Annotated in this window: 11 protein-coding genes; 2 read left to right on the top strand and 9 right to left on the bottom strand. The window is 69.0% G+C overall.

The genetic code is table 11. The annotated features are described in order from the left end of the window. Positions 1-4 precede the first annotated feature (4 nt). From ACT53U_RS07365 to ACT53U_RS07375, 3 genes are read right to left on the bottom strand one after another with little or no spacing between them, the layout of a single operon-like run. Positions 5-442 carry an NADH-quinone oxidoreductase subunit B family protein gene (locus ACT53U_RS07365; RefSeq protein ID WP_476153776.1) on the bottom strand — a complete coding sequence of 146 codons (438 nt, stop codon included), beginning with the start codon at positions 440-442 and terminating at the stop codon, positions 5-7. 10 nt (positions 443-452) lie between these two features. Further along, on the bottom strand, positions 453-1,412 hold the full coding sequence (locus ACT53U_RS07370; protein ID WP_476153777.1) for a respiratory chain complex I subunit 1 family protein: 960 nt from the start codon (positions 1,410-1,412) through the stop codon (positions 453-455). 14 nt (positions 1,413-1,426) lie between these two features. After that, positions 1,427-5,230: a proton-conducting transporter transmembrane domain-containing protein gene (locus ACT53U_RS07375; protein WP_476153778.1), complete on the bottom strand. Its 3,804-nt coding sequence runs from the start codon at positions 5,228-5,230 to the stop codon at positions 1,427-1,429. Between the two features lie 168 nt (positions 5,231-5,398). Between ACT53U_RS07375 and hypA the strand changes: the two genes are divergently transcribed. Then, a complete protein-coding gene (gene hypA / locus ACT53U_RS07380; RefSeq protein WP_476153779.1) occupies positions 5,399-5,761 on the top strand; it encodes a hydrogenase maturation nickel metallochaperone HypA in 363 nt (120 codons plus the stop codon). A 172-nt stretch (positions 5,762-5,933) separates the two neighbouring features. Here hypA and hypB read toward each other — a convergent pair whose 3' ends face one another. The 5 genes from hypB to ACT53U_RS07405 all read right to left on the bottom strand — a co-directional run bounded on the left by hypB (position 5,934) and on the right by ACT53U_RS07405 (position 12,101). Beyond that, complete coding sequence (gene hypB / locus ACT53U_RS07385) at positions 5,934-6,653, bottom strand: hydrogenase nickel incorporation protein HypB (RefSeq protein ID WP_476153780.1); 720 nt, start codon at positions 6,651-6,653, stop codon at positions 5,934-5,936. Positions 6,654-6,683: 30 nt separating this feature from the next. After that, the gene (locus ACT53U_RS07390; RefSeq protein ID WP_476153781.1) at positions 6,684-7,349 is read right to left on the bottom strand and encodes a Crp/Fnr family transcriptional regulator; all 666 of its coding nucleotides are present in this window, start codon (positions 7,347-7,349) and stop codon (positions 6,684-6,686) included. A 330-nt stretch (positions 7,350-7,679) separates the two neighbouring features. Next, entirely contained in the window at positions 7,680-9,557 is a 1,878-nt protein-coding gene (locus tag ACT53U_RS07395; RefSeq protein ID WP_476153782.1) for a sigma-54-dependent Fis family transcriptional regulator, read from the bottom strand. A 148-nt stretch (positions 9,558-9,705) separates the two neighbouring features. Then, the gene (locus tag ACT53U_RS07400) at positions 9,706-10,767 is read right to left on the bottom strand and encodes a methyltransferase domain-containing protein (protein ID WP_476153783.1); all 1,062 of its coding nucleotides are present in this window, start codon (positions 10,765-10,767) and stop codon (positions 9,706-9,708) included. Positions 10,768-10,841: 74 nt separating this feature from the next. Further along, entirely contained in the window at positions 10,842-12,101 is a 1,260-nt protein-coding gene (locus tag ACT53U_RS07405; protein ID WP_476153784.1) for an NAD(P)/FAD-dependent oxidoreductase, read from the bottom strand. 292 nt (positions 12,102-12,393) lie between these two features. On the opposite strand from ACT53U_RS07405, the gene ACT53U_RS07410 reads away from it, so the two are divergent. Continuing rightward, on the top strand, positions 12,394-13,752 hold the full coding sequence (locus tag ACT53U_RS07410) for a sodium-dependent transporter (protein WP_476153785.1): 1,359 nt from the start codon (positions 12,394-12,396) through the stop codon (positions 13,750-13,752). A 90-nt stretch (positions 13,753-13,842) separates the two neighbouring features. On the opposite strand, the gene ACT53U_RS07415 is transcribed toward ACT53U_RS07410, so the two are convergent. Beyond that, on the bottom strand, positions 13,843-15,783 hold the full coding sequence (locus tag ACT53U_RS07415; RefSeq protein WP_476153786.1) for a potassium transporter Kup: 1,941 nt from the start codon (positions 15,781-15,783) through the stop codon (positions 13,843-13,845). Positions 15,784-15,805 lie beyond the last annotated feature (22 nt).

Raw genomic sequence — 15,805 nt, forward strand, 5'->3', positions numbered from 1 at the left:
CTCCTCACAGCCGCTGGCGCCAGACGGCGATCGCCTTGGCGACACCGTCGAGGATGGCCTGAGGACGCGGCGGGCATCCGGGGATGTTGACGTCGACCGGCAGGTACTGATCGATCGGCGCGCAGGTGGCGTAGCTCTCACGGAAGATGCCGCCCGAAATCGGGCAGACGCCGACCGCGACCGTGACCTTGGGGTCCGGGATTTCCTCGAAGAGGCGGAGCGCCGCGTCACGCACGTGACGGGTCAGCGGACCGGTGATCAGCACGATGTCGGCGTGGCGGGGGCTGCCGCAGTACTGGCAGCCGAGCCGTTCCACGTCCCAGCGCGGGATCAGGGCGGTGGTGGCGAGTTCGACGTCGCAGCCGTTGCAGGAGCCGGCGTTGATCCGGTAGAGCCACGGCGAGCGCGAGGCGACGTCCTTGAATTTGCTCAGGATGTTCATGTCACACTCCTCACGCCGCGACCACGACGGCAAGGCTGGCGAGGGCGGCGACCAGCGGCCACTTCAGGAAGAAGGAGACCGCCTGGTCGATGCGCATGCGGCCGATGCCGACACGCAGGGCGGTGACGCCGAGGAGCATCAGGACGAAGTCCTCGAGCAGCCAGACGACCAGGCCGAGCGGGCCTTCGGGGACGATCGGGAAGAACAGGGTGAGACCCAGTCCCAGCACGACCACCGACTTGACCGCCGACATCAGCTTGAAGAGGCCGAGCGCCGGGCCGGAATACTCGACCAGCGGTCCTTCCAGCACTTCCGTCTCGGCTTCCGGGATGTCGAAGGGGATGATCCCGAGGTTGGCCGGATAGAAGAACAGGAAGGCGATCAGGGCCGGCCACAGCATCGGGTCGAACAGGTTCGCCCCGTGGATCTGCTGGTGGCGGACGATCTCGGTCAGCGACAGGACCGCGAACTGACCTTCGGTGGCGCCGGTGCGGAGCGCGACGGCGGCGACGACCAGGACGATCGGTCCCTCGTAGGCGAGCATCAGGGCCATCTCACGGGAGAAGCCGATGGCGCCGTAGGTGGAGCCGGAGACCGAACCCGCGATCATCAGGGCGACGCCCGGGATGGCGAGCAGGTAGACCAGCACCAGCACGTTGCCGAGCTGCGGCGAGGGCGCCGGCATCCACGGCACCGGGATCAGGGCCGCCGCATAGAGCATGGCGACCAGCGCGACCAGCGGCGTGGCCAGGAAGACCAGCTGCGAGGTGGCGGTGAGCGGCACCATGGTGCGCTTGAAGCCGAGCTTGACCAGGTCGTAGAGCGGCTGCAGGAGCGGCGGTCCGACGCGGGCCTGGAGGCGCGCGGCGAAGCGACGATCGGCACCCTTGAGGCCGAGGCCGAGAGCGAGAGCGAAGAGACCGCCGGGGAAGAGAAGGACCGAGGTCAGGAGAGCTGCTTGGGAGGACATGATTTCCACTCTCCTCAGGCGTGCTTTTCAGTCGAGCCGTCCTTCGCGCTCTCCCGAGGGAGAAGGCCGCGGACGATGGCATCGGGGGTTTCGAACAAGCTCGAGGCGCGCATCCGGATTTCTTCGGCGACGAGGTGGTCGGCACCGGCCTGGTGGACCCGGATCCTCTGGATACCGGAACCACGATAGGCGAGACGGAGGTACGGAACGAGCGGGAGTGCCACGATCAGGAGCAGCACGGACACGAGGCCCGGATGCCATCCGTCGGGGCCCGGCAGGCCGCCGGTGAGCGTGGCGACGATCGGAGTCATGCCGAGGTCGGCCTGGATCGCGGCGATCGGAACCAGGATGAGGCCAGGCATCATGCCGACGACGAGGCTGGCGGCCGCGAGGATACCCATCGGGATCCGCATGGCGAGCGGGGCCTCTTCGGCGGCGAGCGCCTTGGCGGTCGGCGCACCCATGAAGGCGGCGTGGGCGAACTTGAGCACAGCGGCGAGGGTGAACAGCGAACCGATCATCGCCGAGATGCCGAGCGCCCAATGGCCGGAGGCGAAGCACGCCTGGAAGATCATCCACTTCGAGGCGAAGCCGTTCAGCGGCGGGATGCCGGCGAGCGACAGACCCGCGAAGAGGAAGACGCCGAAGGTGAAGGGCATCTTGCGGCCGAGACCACCGAGTTCGTCGAGCATCGTCGCATGGTTGGCGACCATGATCGCACCGGCCACCAGGAACAGCGTGTCCTTGAGCAGCATGTGGTTGACGAAGTGGGCGAGACCGGCGGCGACGCCGTCCGAGGTGCCGAGCGAGACCGCCATGACGACGTAGCCGAGCTGGCAGACCGTCGACCAGATCAGCACCAGCTTGATGCCGTTCTGGATGAAGGCCTGGGCGCCGGCGACCAGGATGGTGATCGCGCCGATGGTGGCGATGACTTCCAGCATGGTCGGCAGACCGACCAGGGTGCCGCCGACGCGCGCGAAGACCGCGGCGCCGCCGAACAGGGTGAAGAGCTTCAGCACGCCCCAGGGGCCGGACTTTAGCAGGACGGCCGAGATGTAGCCGGACACCGGGGTCGGCGCCGCGGCGGGGTGCATCTGGACGTCGATGCGGACGGGCAGCTGGGCGGCCTTCATCACCAGTCCGAGGAAGACGGTGACGAGACCGGTGGCCAGAGCCGGCAGCGGCATGGCGGCCGCGGCCCGACCGATACCGGCGAGATCCGTGGTCCCGGCCGTCGTGGCGAGCACGCACAGGCCGAGGAACATGAAGCTGGCGCCGACGGTGTTGAAGAAGAAGTACTTGAAGCCTTCGCGACGAGCGACCGGGGTCTCCTCGTGGACGATCGCCGCCCACAGCGCCCAGGAGGACATGACCTCCCAGAAGCCGAAGAAGGAGAAGACGTCGCGCGCCGCGGTGAGGCCGACCAGACCCGCGATCATCAGGCCGAAGGCGGCGAAGAAGCGGCCCTGGGCATGGTTGTGCGCGAGATAGGCGGTGGCATGCAGCATGTTGAGCACGCCGACGCCGGTGATGAGCAGCGCGAAGGCGAGCGACAGGGCGTCCCACCGACCGCGTTCCATCAGGATCGCGGCGAAGGCGGCGACGAGCACCAGGACCGCCAGACGGCCGGCCCAGGTGACCGAGCGACGGCCGACCAGCCAGACCACGCCGGCGCCGACGAAGGCGACGATCGCGGCGGCGGGCCACATCATGGCGAGGTTCGGCAGGACCGCGTCGGCGATGCCGGCCTGAGCGGCGTAGGCGGCGCCGACCGGCAGGACGAGGGCGAGCGGCCAGGCGGGAACGATACCGCCGGCGACGATCACCACCGCGAGCACCGAGACGGCGATCAGCATGGAGAGCGGCGCCTCGCGGACGTCGTCCGAACCGGTCCACGGCTCGAAGAACAGCTTGGCGACGACACGCAGGTAGTAGACGGCACCGGCGAGACCACCGAGCAGCAGCAGCGTCGCGATCTCCCAGTGACCGGCGTCGACCGCCGCCCACACCATCAGGAACTTCGAGACGAAGCCGTTGAAGGGCGGCAGGCCCATGACGGCGATGGAGGCGAGCGCATAGGCACCCGCGGTCACCGGCATCTTGCGGCCGAGGCCGGCGAAGTCGGCGATCATGTGATGGCCGGTGCGCAGGATGAAGGCGCCGGCGGCGAAGAAGAGAAGGGTCTTCATCGCGGCGTGGTTCAGCACGTGCAGCAGCGAGGCGTCGACGGCCAGCGCGGTGCCGAGGCCGAGGATGGCGACGATCTCGCCGACCTGAGCCAGCGTCGAGAAGGCGAGCATCCGCTTCAGCTCCTTCTCGAACAGCGCCTTGACCTCGCCGTAGATCAGCGTGATCGCGCCGAGGACGACGAGCACGGTCGAGAGGTCGACGCCGTGGAAGGCGAAGCGCTTCAGCGTCGCGGCACCGACCACGATCATCAGGATCTTCACCAGACCGAAGACGCCGGCCTTGGTGAGGATGCCCGACAGCGGACCGGAGACCGAGGCGGGAGCGACCGGATGGGCGAGCGGCAACCAGGCCTGCAACGGCACGAGGCCGGCCTTGACGGCGAAGCCGACGAGGAAGCAGGCGACGATCGCGGCGCCGACCATCGGGGCGGCCTGCGGCAGCCCGGCGGTCATGGCGGCGAACTCGAAGGAGCCGACCTGAGCGTGGGTGAGCAGGATGCCGAGATGCATGACGTAGGCACCACCGGCGCACATCACGAAGTAGACGAGACCGGCGCGAAGCGCCTTCGGGGTCTGCTCATGGACGACCAGCGCCCAGGACGACCAGGTCATCAGCTCCCAGAACAGATAGAAGTTGCCGAGTTCGTGCGCCGTCGACAGACCGACCAGAGAGCCGATCATCAGGAAGGCGAAGAACCAGTAGCGGTCGCGCGCATGGCTGGCGGCGATGTAGTCGACCGAATAGATCGCCATCACCGCGCCGATGCCGGCGAAGATCACGCCGAAGAGGCGCGAGGCGGCGTCGAGGGTCGGATCGAGGACGACCAGAACCAGCGTCGCGATCGCCAACACCACGGCGGCGACGTCGCGCAGCCGGGCGTTGACGCGGCCGAGGGCGAAGATCGCGAAGGCACCGACCCAGGGCACCAGGACGATCGGCGACCACGGCGCCTCGAAATGCGGAATGTGGCCGACGGCGACGCCGGCGGCATGGGCGGAGAGATCGACCAGCGGTTCCGGCCAGACGCCGAGGACGGCGGTGACCGCCGCGAGCACCCAGGCGATCGGCATGGCGGCGGCGGGGCCGGGCACCAGGTCGAAGGCGCGGGTCGGCGTCTCGAAGCACAGGCGCTGGACGACCCGGACGTAGTAGACCGAGGCGACGATCGCCGCAGCCGTGCCGACCAGGGCGATGACGATGCGGCCCTGTTCGATCGCGGCGTAGAGGATCAGGAAGCGCGAGAACGAGCCCTTGAACGGCGACAGGCCCATCGTGGCGAAGAGGCCGAAGGCGAAGAGCGTCGCCGCCACCGGCATCACCGAGACGATGCCGGAGAGGTCGTCGAGCCTCGAGGTGCGGGCGCGGCGGACGATGTACCAGCCGACCACCAGGACGAGGCCACGCATCACGAGCTGGTAGCCCAGATGCATGAAGGCGCCGGTCGTCCCGGCGTCACCGCCGAGGCCGAGGCCGACGAGGAGCCAACCGATTTCGGCGATCGTCGAGAAGACGACCACCCGCATCAGGTTGGGCAGAGCGAGCAGTGCCGCGACCTCTCCGAAGAAGAGGAAGATCGCCCCCATGGAGGCGAGAACGGCGGGATCCATCGATGCTATCAGTGACATGGCGACAGGCCTTCCCGTGACCGACGTCCGGAATTACGTTGATCGTACCCTAGGGCCACCGGTCGACCGGGGCTGTCGGGGAGCCGACAAATACGCATTTGTGCGGGTCGGAATTCGTCACGACGCGGCCCACCATCGCGCGAGCCCACTCGACCAGGATCATTCGTCATGCACGAAACAGCCGTCGTCGCCGGAATTCTCGGCATTCTCGAACGCTCGGCGACAGCCGAGAGCATCGCACGAATCACCTCGGTTCGCATCAAGGTCGGCCGCCTGCGCGGCCTCGACGCGCGACAATTGGTCGGCGCCTTCGAGATCATGGCGGAGGGCACGCGGGCGGAAGGAGCGCGCCTCGAGATCGACGAAGTCCCGGTCTCGGCGCGGTGCCCGGCCTGCGAGGTGACATTCGAGACCAAGGGCTGGAACCTCGCCTGTCCGAGTTGCGGATCGACCGAGACGGAGATCGTCGCCGGCCGCGAGCTGCACGTGGAGGACTTTCAGGGCACCCGCGAGACCGGCGCAAGTGCGTGAGGCCACGCATCGTGGCGGTACCGAGGCGGTGCCGCCCGATCGCGCGACGATCGGGGCTCGCAGACGACTACGGGCCGGACGCGGCACGGAGGCAGCGTCCGGCCCGCTGCACACGGGACGGCCCCTCGTCGGGGAGAGGGACAGGGGCAGGGCCGACCCGAGGCGATCTCGGTCAGGCAACGCGGTCGCGCTGAGCGAAGTGGCCGCGCATCTCGCTCATGAGCCAGTCGACCCAGCGGTCGAGCCCGGACTCGTTCTTGGCGGAAACCTCCAGGATGGCGCCGCGACCACGGACGCCTTCGATGGCGCGACGGGCACGGGCCACGTCGAAGTCGTCGAAATGCGCCAGGAGGTCGGTCTTGGTGATGGCCACCAGATCGGCGTTGCGGAAGATCACCGGATATTTCGACGGCTTGTCGTCGCCCTCGGTGACCGAGAGCAGGACGACGTCGCGATGCTGGCCAATGTCGAAGTCGGCCGGGCAGACGAGGTTGCCGACGTTCTCGACGAAGACCAGATCGAGGTCGTCGAGCGCCAGACGATCGAAGGCGGTCTCGGTCATCGCCGCGTCGAGATGACAGGCGACGCCGGTGGTGATCTGGATGGCGGTGATGCCGTGCCGACGGATGCGGGCGGCGTCGTTCTCGGTCTCGAGGTCACCCTCGATCACCGCCACCCGGAGATTGGGCGGCAGCGCGGCGAAAGTCGCCTCGAGCAGGCGCGTCTTGCCCGAACCGGGCGACGACATCAGGTTGACGACGAAGACGCGATGATGGTCGAGCCGCTCGCGCAGGCGCGCCGCGGTGCGGTCGTTGTCCGCCAAGATGTTCTCGAAGACGGCGACCGTCGCAGGGTCGGCGGTCGGGCCGCCGCAACCGCATTCCTGGCACATGGGAATTTCCTCGTTGATGGGGCGACCGGCTCAGCAGGCCTCGCCGGCGCGCAGTTCGCGACGGAGGCGGCCGATGTCGGCAATGACCATGGAGCGCTGGCCGAACCGCCGCAGGATACCACTGCGGGCGAGATCCGCCATGACGGTGGAGACCGACTGGCGCGTCGCACCGATCTCGGTGGCGAGATCCTCGGCATTGGGCGGCGACGTCAGGACGATGCCGTCGTCACCGCGACGACCCTCACGGTCGGCGGTGTCGCACAGGACGCGGATCAGGCGATGCTTGACGTCGGCGAAGACCATGTCCTCGACCAGACGAAGCGAGCGCTCGAGCAGCTTGTCGAGCACCGGCATCGCCCACAGCAGCAGTTCGGGGTCGGTGCGGGCCAGATCACGGATCGCCTTCATCGGAACGAAGACGATCTCGCTGTCGCGCCGCGCCTCGAGGGTGGAGCCGGCGCGGACGCGGACGGTGTCGCCGGCGCCGAGCACGAAGAGGGTCAGCTCGCGACCGTCGCGCGAGACGAAGGCCCGGAGGCAGCCCGAGCGGACGACGAGCAGGCCGTCGGCCTCGTCCTCGTCGTCGGAGCCGAGCCAGAGTTCGCCGGCCGGGATCTTCCGGCGGGAGGCGAGCCCGGCGAAGGCCCCTTCCGAGAGGCGCCGCTGGAGGAGATGGTTCGGGTCGTCGTGGTGCATCGCAACGCTCTCGATCGCATGTCCTGGGGCCGGATTGCCGATCGCCCTGCGATTCGGAAGGCCGGCCGGCCGTTGTTCGATGAGGTCATTTTAGAAGCTTTCCGGCCCGCCACATCCGGAAAACCGCGCGATTTCAACGTATCAGACCTGATGTCGCATCCACTTCGGGCGTGTCGCAACATGCGACACATGTCTTCGTTGTGTTCGATGTGCCATATCGAAAGACATTCGATGCATACGCTATGTAAACGAATTACATTTCGAGCCGATTTCCGAGGCTAGTCTCGGACACCTCGTTCGCCGACGCGCGGCGCGCCGCCGACGACGTTCTCAATCCTTGCTCGAGGAACCGTTGAGATGGCGATAGAGTGTCGAACGATGAATGCCGAGCCGACGCGCGGCGCGAGCGACATTGCCGCCCTCGGCCTCGAGCGCGGCGCGCATCGCCGTCAGCATGATCGAGTCGAGCCCTTCCTCGACGTCCACCGCGAGGACCGGCTCGGCGTCGACCGCACCGACGTCGGCGATCTCGCGCGGCAGGACGCCGGGCGACAGCGTCTCGCCGGCCTCCGCCAGCACCGCCAGCGCCCGCAGGGTCGAGATCAGCTGACGTCGATTGCCGGGCCAGGCATAGGCGGTCAGCACCGCCAGCGTCTCCTCGGGCAGGTCGCCCGGCGGGCGGCCGCGCGCGACCGCGTCCCAGGTCTCGAGGATCAGGGCACGGCGATCGGGATGGCGGCGGATCGGCAGCAGATCGACGGCATGGGCGGCGACGCGCACCATCAGATCGGGCGAGAAGCCGCCGGCGGCGACACGGTCGGCGAGACCGAAATGGCTGGAGGAGACGAGGTTGAAGCCACGCCCGCCCGGAGCGTCGTGGCGCAGCGCGTCCGCGAGACGCGCCTGCAGGCGGAGCGGCAGGGTTTCGACCAGATGCAGATAGAGTGTACCGCCCACGGCGCCCGCCGTGGCACCGGGCGTGTCGCCGTCGCCGAAGAGCTCGCGCTCGACGTCGGCGATGTCCTCGGCGGAACAGTCGACGACGACATAGGGACCGCCCGCGAAGCGGCTGCGGTCGTGGATCTCACGCGCCAGGGCGGCCTTGCCGCAGCCGATCTCGCCGACCAGCAGGATCGAGATGCCGGCATCGACCAGCCGGACGGACCGTTCCAGCAGCGTCCGCGTACGGACGTCGAAATGCGATCGGCCGACCTCGATCGGCCCGGTGGCACGCGGCGGCGGCGGCATGCGGGCGGGCGCCTCGGCGGCGACCTGACGGCGGCCGTAGAGAATCGAACCGCGCAGCGTGCGGATCCGGCTGCGCTCGATCGGCGCGTCGACGGCGATCTGGTCGTGCCGCGTCTCGAAGATCTGCTCGTAGCCGATGGCGCCGAGCGCCGCCCAGTCGATGCCGAGCAAGTCGAGCGCCTGGCGGTTGGCGCCGACCAGACGCGAGCCCTCGAAGGCGAGGAGGCCCTCGAGCGGGCTCATCACCAGATCGGGGTCCGAGTGGAAATGGATACGCTCGTGGCGGCCGAAGCGCTGCTCGAACAGCCGCCGTTCGATCTGCTCCACCGCGCGGCGCACCAGGGCGAGCGCATGCGAACCGGCCTCGCCGACGTTGCTCGACAGGTCGAGCACGCCGATGATCGCACCGGCGGGATCGAAGATCGGCACCGCCGAACAGCCGAGAATGGCGTGGACCGGGAAATAGTGCTCGGCGCCGTCGACCGACACCGGGCCCATCTCGGCGATCGCCGTACCGATGGCGTTGGTGCCGATGGCCGCCTCGCTCCATTCGACACCGGGGCGCAGCGCCACGCGCGAGGCGCGTTCGGCGAAGTCGATCGAGCCGACGGTGGCGAGGATGACGCCGGCCGGATCGGTGAGGATGACGATCGAACCGGTCGAGCGCGCGTCGGCGTGCAGCGCCTCGAGCTCGCCGCGCGCGGCGCGCAGCAGCATCTCGTTGCGTTCGCGCAGGTCGCGCAGCTGGGCGTGGGAGAGGACCTCCAGCGCCGGGCGCTGGTCGAGGTCGAGCCCGTGCTGCTGCGAGCGCCGCCAGGAACGCAGAATCGTGTCGGAGACGGTGCGTCCCGTCTCCGCGCCCTCGTTCAGATAGCCGCGTCGCAGCTCGATCAACGCCTTGCGCCGATCGGAGCGTGACTTGCCCTGGTCTCCTCGTCCCCGTCCAGAAGAGGAATTCATCAGACTGCCTCGCACCATTCGGTAGCTCCGCCGATGGTACCTCGACCGCGGCGAAAACCACAGTGCGCGATCGGGGTACTTTCGACCATTTTCGTCACGGGAACGGTGTGACGGTGAAAAAATGCCGAAGGCGGCGGCGAAGTGTTCGTCAGCAGCACGTGCAGCCGTCGCCTTCGGTCTCGGCCGCCGGCACCGGCGCCGGGCCGGCACAGGCGAAGGCGCCGAAATGCGTCGAGCGGTCGCCGATCACCCTGAAGTGCGGGGCGAAGCGCGTCTCGCCCACCATGGCGGCAGTGTTGCCGCAGACCAGCATCGGCTTGCCGGTGAAGAAGATGTGGTGGTCGTCGAGATCGAAGCGATGGGGGTGGTCGGGGATGGTGCCGAGATAGATCGCCACCTGACCGTAGTCCTCGCAGGCGTCCTCGAGGGTCGGGAGCGCGAAGGCGCGCACCGTCGTCGCCGAGAAGCCGACGTTGCCGACGCGGGCCTCGATCTCGGCATTGTCGATCGAGATCGGCCGACTCGTGACGACGCGATGATCGGCGAAGCCGACGCGGGCCATCAGGCGGCGGAAGTCCTCGACATAGAGCGCGCCGCCCATGCATTCGCCGAGCAGAACGGGATCGCGGGCGAGGGCTGCGGGCATGCGGCGGTCGGCGAAGACGTCGGAGAAGAGGAGTTCGCCGCCGGGCTTCAGGACACGGCGGATCTCAGCGAAGACCCGCTCCTTGTCGTCGGAGAGATTGATCACGCAGTTCGACACGACGACGTCGATCGAGGCGTCGGCGATGCCGGCGGCGGCGAGATCCTCGATCGCGCCGAGGCGGAAGTCGACGTTGGAATTGGAAAGGCCGATCCGTTCGGCCTGGACGTCGCGGTGGCGGCGGGCGACGTCGAGCTGGGCGACCGTGAAGTCGACGCCGACCACCGAGCCGTTCGGCCCGACCAGCGCCGACAGGAGGAAGGCGTCGCGACCGGCGCCGCAGCCGAGGTCGAGGACGCGCCGGCCCTCGATCAGGGGCGGGATCGGCGAACCGCAACCGTAGAAGCGGTCGAGCACCTCCTCGTCGAGCGTCGCGAGAACGGCGCGATGGGCCGGCGGGATCATCTCGTTGCAGCAGCAGGCGCCGGTCTTCAGATCCGCGGCCCCCGACAGGACCGACCCGTAATAGCCCTTGACCAGATCGGCATGCGCGCTGTTCTCGGCCATGGCCTCGGCCTCCTGGGGTAGGCTCGGGGACCGGCCGCGACGACCGCCCCCGATGCCGGTGTCATGCGATGGTCTCAGGCGACGGGCGCGGCGGCGCGCGCCCATTTGCCGATGTCGAAGGTCGGGTCGGCGAGCTGTTCCGGCGACAGAGGCAGGCCGCGATCGAGGATGCGGCGGGCGGCGTTGTGGTCCTGCACGGCGTTGAGGCTGTCGGCCCCGAGGAAGGTGTCGCCGCGGAAGTAGAACGCCGAGAAGCGATAGTTGGCGACGTCGCCGCGCAGCACGTGGCGGTCGTGATCGGCGGAGCGGCCGACCGAGCGCATCTTGATGTCGTACTGGTCGGACCAGAACCACGGCGGGGCGACGAAGGGCTTCTCGCGGCCCATCAGCGCGGCGGCGCCGGCCTTGGCCTGTTCGACGGCGTTCTGCACCGATTCCAGCCGGTGGAGCGGCTGGCCGGGGGCGTGCGCCACCGCGGTGCAGTCGCCGACGGCGACGATGTCGGGATCGGCGGTGCGGGCACAGGTGTCGACGATGACGCCCATCTCGCAGGCGAGACCGGCCTCCTTGGCGAGGCGGTCGTTGGGCACCAGACCGATGCCGGCGACGATCAGGTCGGCCAGGAGGATCCGCCCGTCGGCGAGGCGCACGCCGGTGGCGCGACCGTCCTTGGACAGGACCTCGACCACCGAGGCCTCCATTTCGAGCGTGACGCCGCGTTCGCGGTGGAGACGGGCGTAGATCTCGGAGATCACCGGCGCGACGGCGCGGGCGAGCACGCGAGATTCGCGTTCGACCACCGTGACCTCCTTGTCGCACAGCCGGCAACAGGCGGCGATCTCGAGGCCGACGAAGCCGGCGCCGACCACCAGCACGGTCTCGGCGCGGGCGAGGGCGGCGGCGAACTTGTGCGCGTCGTCGATGGAGCGCAGCGAGGAGATGTCGGGCAGATCGCCGCCGGGAACCGGCAGGCGGCGGTTGTGGCCGCCGGTGGCGATGACGAGGCCCTCGTAGGGAATCGTGCTGCCGTCGTCGAGCGCCACGGTGCGGGCGGCGCGGTCGATCGAGAGGGCATGGATGCCGGGGCGGAAGTCGATGCCCTTGGCGGCGATCGCCTCGGGGCCGCGCAGCTGGATGTCGGCGAAGTCGAGCGTGTCGAGCAGCGCTTCCTTGGAGAGCGGCGGGCGGTGATAGGGCGGATGCGGCTCGTCGCCGACGAGGACGATCTCGCCTTCCCAGCCTTCCTCACGCAGCGATTCCGCAGCCTGGATGCCCCCCTGCCCCGCTCCGACGACGACCATCGGGCGATCCGTCTTGTTGGCGCGCGCTTTCATCTCGTTCCTCCGTTCGATCGTCGCGCCCTGCGCCCGTGACGCGAGGCGCGCGATGGTCGCACTCTAGTGTCGGCGCGACACCCGTGCTGTCGGCTGGCCGACAGTTTCGCCCCGCAGCAAAGACGAAATCCGACCCCTGCGACGAAATCGTCGCGGCATACGCGATGAACCGGAAGGCGTTTGCGGTATTCACCGATTGGCGCGAAAGGTGATTGCTGATATCAGCCCATCCTCGAACGAAACCACCGGCGGAGCCACGCTCGGGCAGCCGCCGCGACAGCGGGGCGACGGCATGTCCGGGAACAATCGCGACGCATTCACCACCACCTTCGGCGCGTTGCTCGCGACGCTCGGTTCGGCGGTCGGCCTCGGCAACATCTGGAAGTTCCCCTCGCTCACCGGCTCGAACGGTGGTGCGGGCTTCCTCGTCGTCTATCTCGGCGCGACGCTGCTGGTCGGCCTGCCGGTGATGATCGCCGAGACGATGCTCGGGCGCACGGCGCGGGCCGACGCGGTGACGAGCTTCGACCGGCTGGCGCCGAAGGGTCAGGGCTGGTGGAAGATCATCGGCTGGATGGGCTTCGCCGCGGCGCTCTTGATCATGGCCTTCTATTCGGAGGTCGCCGGCTGGGTCTATGCCTATGTCTTCAAGGCGATGACCGGCGAGATCGCCACCGTCGACCCCAAGGTCGCGGCCGTCTCCTTCGGCAAGCTGGTCTCCGACCCGGTCGCCTCGCTGGCCTGGCAGTGGGTGGTGCTGGCGATCACCGGCACGATCATCGCCTTCGGCGTCTCCAAGGGCATCGAGGCGGTGGCGCGGCGGCTGATGCCGCTGCTCTTCGTGCTGCTGATCGTGCTCTGCGTGCGGTCGCTGACGCTGAACGGCGCCGGTCAGGGCCTCGCCTTCCTGTTCGATCCGGACTTCACGAAGATCACGCCGGCCGTGGTGCTGACCGCGCTCGGCCTCGCCTTCTTCAAGCTGTCGCTGGGCATGGGCACGATGCTGACCTACGGCAGCTACTTCCGTCCCGAGCAGAACATCCCGGCGACCGCCGCGCGCGTCATGTTCGCCGATCTCTCGGTGTCGCTGCTCGCCGGCATCGCCATCTTCCCGGCCGTCTTCGCCTTCGGCTTCGAGCCGGCGGCGGGACCGTCGCTGGTCTTCATGACGATCCCGGCGGTCTTCACCTCGATGCCGGGCGGCACGATCTTCATGACGGTGTTCTTCGTGCTGACGGCGATCGCCAGCGTCGGCGCCATCCTGTCGCTGCTCGAGGTGCCGGTCGCCGTGCTGATCGAGCGCTTCGGCATGCGTCGCAAGACGGCGGCGGCGACCACGATCGTCATGATCGGCCTCCTCGGCGTGCCGGCGGCGCTGTCGCAGAGCCTGACGGCGGAGACCAAGATCTTCGGCATGAACCCGTTCGATCTCTTCGACTTCCTGTCGTCGAACGTGCTGCTGCCGGCCGGCGGCATCCTGATCGCCATCTTCGTCGGCTGGGTCCACGGTCTCGCCGAACCGGAGAAGCGCATGGCGGCGGAGGGGGCTCCCCTCGCCCGGGCGTCGATCCGCGCCGCCTTCTTCCTGGTACGCTGGGTCGCCCCGGTGGCGATCGCGATCATCCTGCTGAACGGCCTGAAGGTGTTCTGAGGTCCATCGACCGAGACGAAGAAACGAACGGAGCGGCGCAGATGGGCCGCTCCGTTCGTCGTTTCGGGGTCGTCCGTCGGCCGCCCGCGATCACACCGTGATCTGGGCGCCGAGGTCGACGATGCGGCCGGGCGGGATGCGGTAGTACTCCGCCGGGTCGGCCTGGTTGCGATAGAGGAAGACGAAGAGGCTGCGCACCATCGACCACGGGCCGGTCGTCTCGCCCTCGACGAGATGGGCGCGGGAGACGAAGAAGGACAGGTCCTTGCGGTCGACGTGGACGCCGAGGGCCTGCGCGCCGGCCAGCGCCTCGGGAATGTCCGGCGTCTCCATGAAGCCGAAGGCGACGTCGAGGCGAGCAACCCCGTCGGCGAGCTCGTGGACGGTGATGCGGTCCGCTTCGGCGAGCCAGGCTTCGCCGACCGTGCGCACCGACAGGAAGACGATCTGCCGATGGGCGCACTTGTTGTGCTTCAGGTTGTGGAGGAAGGCGCGCGGGGCGAGCAGCGGGTCTTCCATCAGATAGACCGCGGTGCCGCGCACCGCCTCGACCCGCGGGCTGCGCAGGGCGCCGAGCGCCACGGCGACGGCGACGCCCTCGTGGCGACGGCGGGCGGCGAGCCGCAGACGGCCGGCGCGCCAGGTCGCCATGATCAACACCAGACCGGCGCCGATCACCAGCGGCAGCCAGGCGCCGTGCAGGATCTTGGTGGCGCAGGCGACGAAGAAGGCCGAGACGACGGCGGTGAAGACCGAGACGACGGCGAGGGCGTGCAGCCGGCCCCAGCCCCAGACGCCGCGGGCGACGATGTAGGCGAGCAGCGTCGTCACCACCATGGTGCCGGTCACGGCGAAGCCATAGGCCTCGGCGAGGCGCTCGGACTTCTGGAACAGCACGACGATGGCGATGACGCCGACGAAGAGCAGCGCGTTGACCGAGGCGACATAGACCTGTCCGCGTTCGGCGGCCGAGGTGTGATGCGCCCGGATGCGCGGCCAGAAGCCGAGATGGGCGGCCTGATGGGTCAGGGTGAAGGCGCCGGAGATGACGGCCTGCGAGGCGATGACCGTCGCCACGGTGGCGATCAGGATCAGCGGCATCACCAGCGTATCGGGCACCAGATGGAAGAACGGCCCGTCGACCGAACGGCCGGCGGCGGCCTCGTTCAGCGCCCACGCGCCCTGGCCGAGGTAGTTGACGATCAGGGCCGGGGCGACGACGAAGGCGAAGGCCTTGCGCGTCGCGGTGCGGCCGACATGGCCCATGTCGGCATAGAGCGCCTCGCCGCCGGTGACGGCGAGAACGACCACCGCGAGGATACCGAGGGCCAGCGGCCCGGCCTCCACCAGGAAGGCGAGACCGGCGCGCGGATCGAGCGCGGCGAGGACCTCGGGACGGGCGGCGATCTGGATCGCGCCGGTCACCGCGAGGACGGCGAACCACACGAGGATGATCGGGCCGAACCAGCCGCCGACCTTGGAGGCGCCGCCCTTCTGCACGGCGAAGAGCGCCGTCAGGATGACGATGGCGAGCGGCAGGACGAAGCTCTCGAGCGAGGGGGCCAGCACCTCGAGACCCTCGACCGCCGAGAGGACCGAGATGGCGGGCGTGATCACCGCGTCGCCGTAGAAGAGCGAGGCGCCGATCACGCCGGCCATGGCGATCAGCCCGGCCTTGGCGGGGGCGGAACGGACGGCCAGCGCCATCAGCGCGAAGATGCCGCCTTCGCCATGGTTGTCGGCGCGCATCACCAGCGTCGCGTACCAGATGCCGACCACGACGATCAGCGACCAGACGAGCAGCGACAGGAAGCCGACGACCTGGGTCGGTTCGGGGGCGATGACGCCGGACTTGAAGGCGGTGTCGAGGGTGTAGATCGGCGAGGTGCCGATGTCGCCGAAGACGACGCCGAGGGCAGCGAGCATGCCGGCGTGGCCGAGCGCATGGCCGGGGACCGGCGCCGGAGCGGCTGGAGCGGCCGGAGCGGCATCGACGGGTTCGAGGATTTCGTCGGAGGGAATCGACGTCATGGTCGGGGTCTCGTGCGGAGGG

Source organism: Pinisolibacter sp. DMC19, from assembly GCF_056313985.1.

Excerpts from the sequence above, each read along its gene's own strand:
- ACT53U_RS07410 (WP_476153785.1), top strand. The coding sequence starts at position 12,394 with ATGTCCGGGAACAATCGCGACGCATTCACCACCACCTTCGGCGCGTTG.
- ACT53U_RS07415 (WP_476153786.1), bottom strand. The coding sequence starts at position 15,783 with ATGACGTCGATTCCCTCCGACGAAATCCTCGAACCCGTCGATGCCGCT.
- ACT53U_RS07370 (WP_476153777.1), bottom strand. The coding sequence starts at position 1,412 with ATGTCCTCCCAAGCAGCTCTCCTGACCTCGGTCCTTCTCTTCCCCGGC.
- ACT53U_RS07390 (WP_476153781.1), bottom strand. The coding sequence starts at position 7,349 with ATGCACCACGACGACCCGAACCATCTCCTCCAGCGGCGCCTCTCGGAA.
- ACT53U_RS07375 (WP_476153778.1), bottom strand. The coding sequence starts at position 5,230 with ATGTCACTGATAGCATCGATGGATCCCGCCGTTCTCGCCTCCATGGGG.
- hypB (WP_476153780.1), bottom strand. The coding sequence starts at position 6,653 with ATGTGCCAGGAATGCGGTTGCGGCGGCCCGACCGCCGACCCTGCGACG.
- ACT53U_RS07400 (WP_476153783.1), bottom strand. The coding sequence starts at position 10,767 with ATGGCCGAGAACAGCGCGCATGCCGATCTGGTCAAGGGCTATTACGGG.
- ACT53U_RS07365 (WP_476153776.1), bottom strand. The coding sequence starts at position 442 with ATGAACATCCTGAGCAAATTCAAGGACGTCGCCTCGCGCTCGCCGTGG.
- ACT53U_RS07405 (WP_476153784.1), bottom strand. The coding sequence starts at position 12,101 with ATGAAAGCGCGCGCCAACAAGACGGATCGCCCGATGGTCGTCGTCGGA.
- ACT53U_RS07395 (WP_476153782.1), bottom strand. The coding sequence starts at position 9,557 with ATGAATTCCTCTTCTGGACGGGGACGAGGAGACCAGGGCAAGTCACGC.
- hypA (WP_476153779.1), top strand. The coding sequence starts at position 5,399 with ATGCACGAAACAGCCGTCGTCGCCGGAATTCTCGGCATTCTCGAACGC.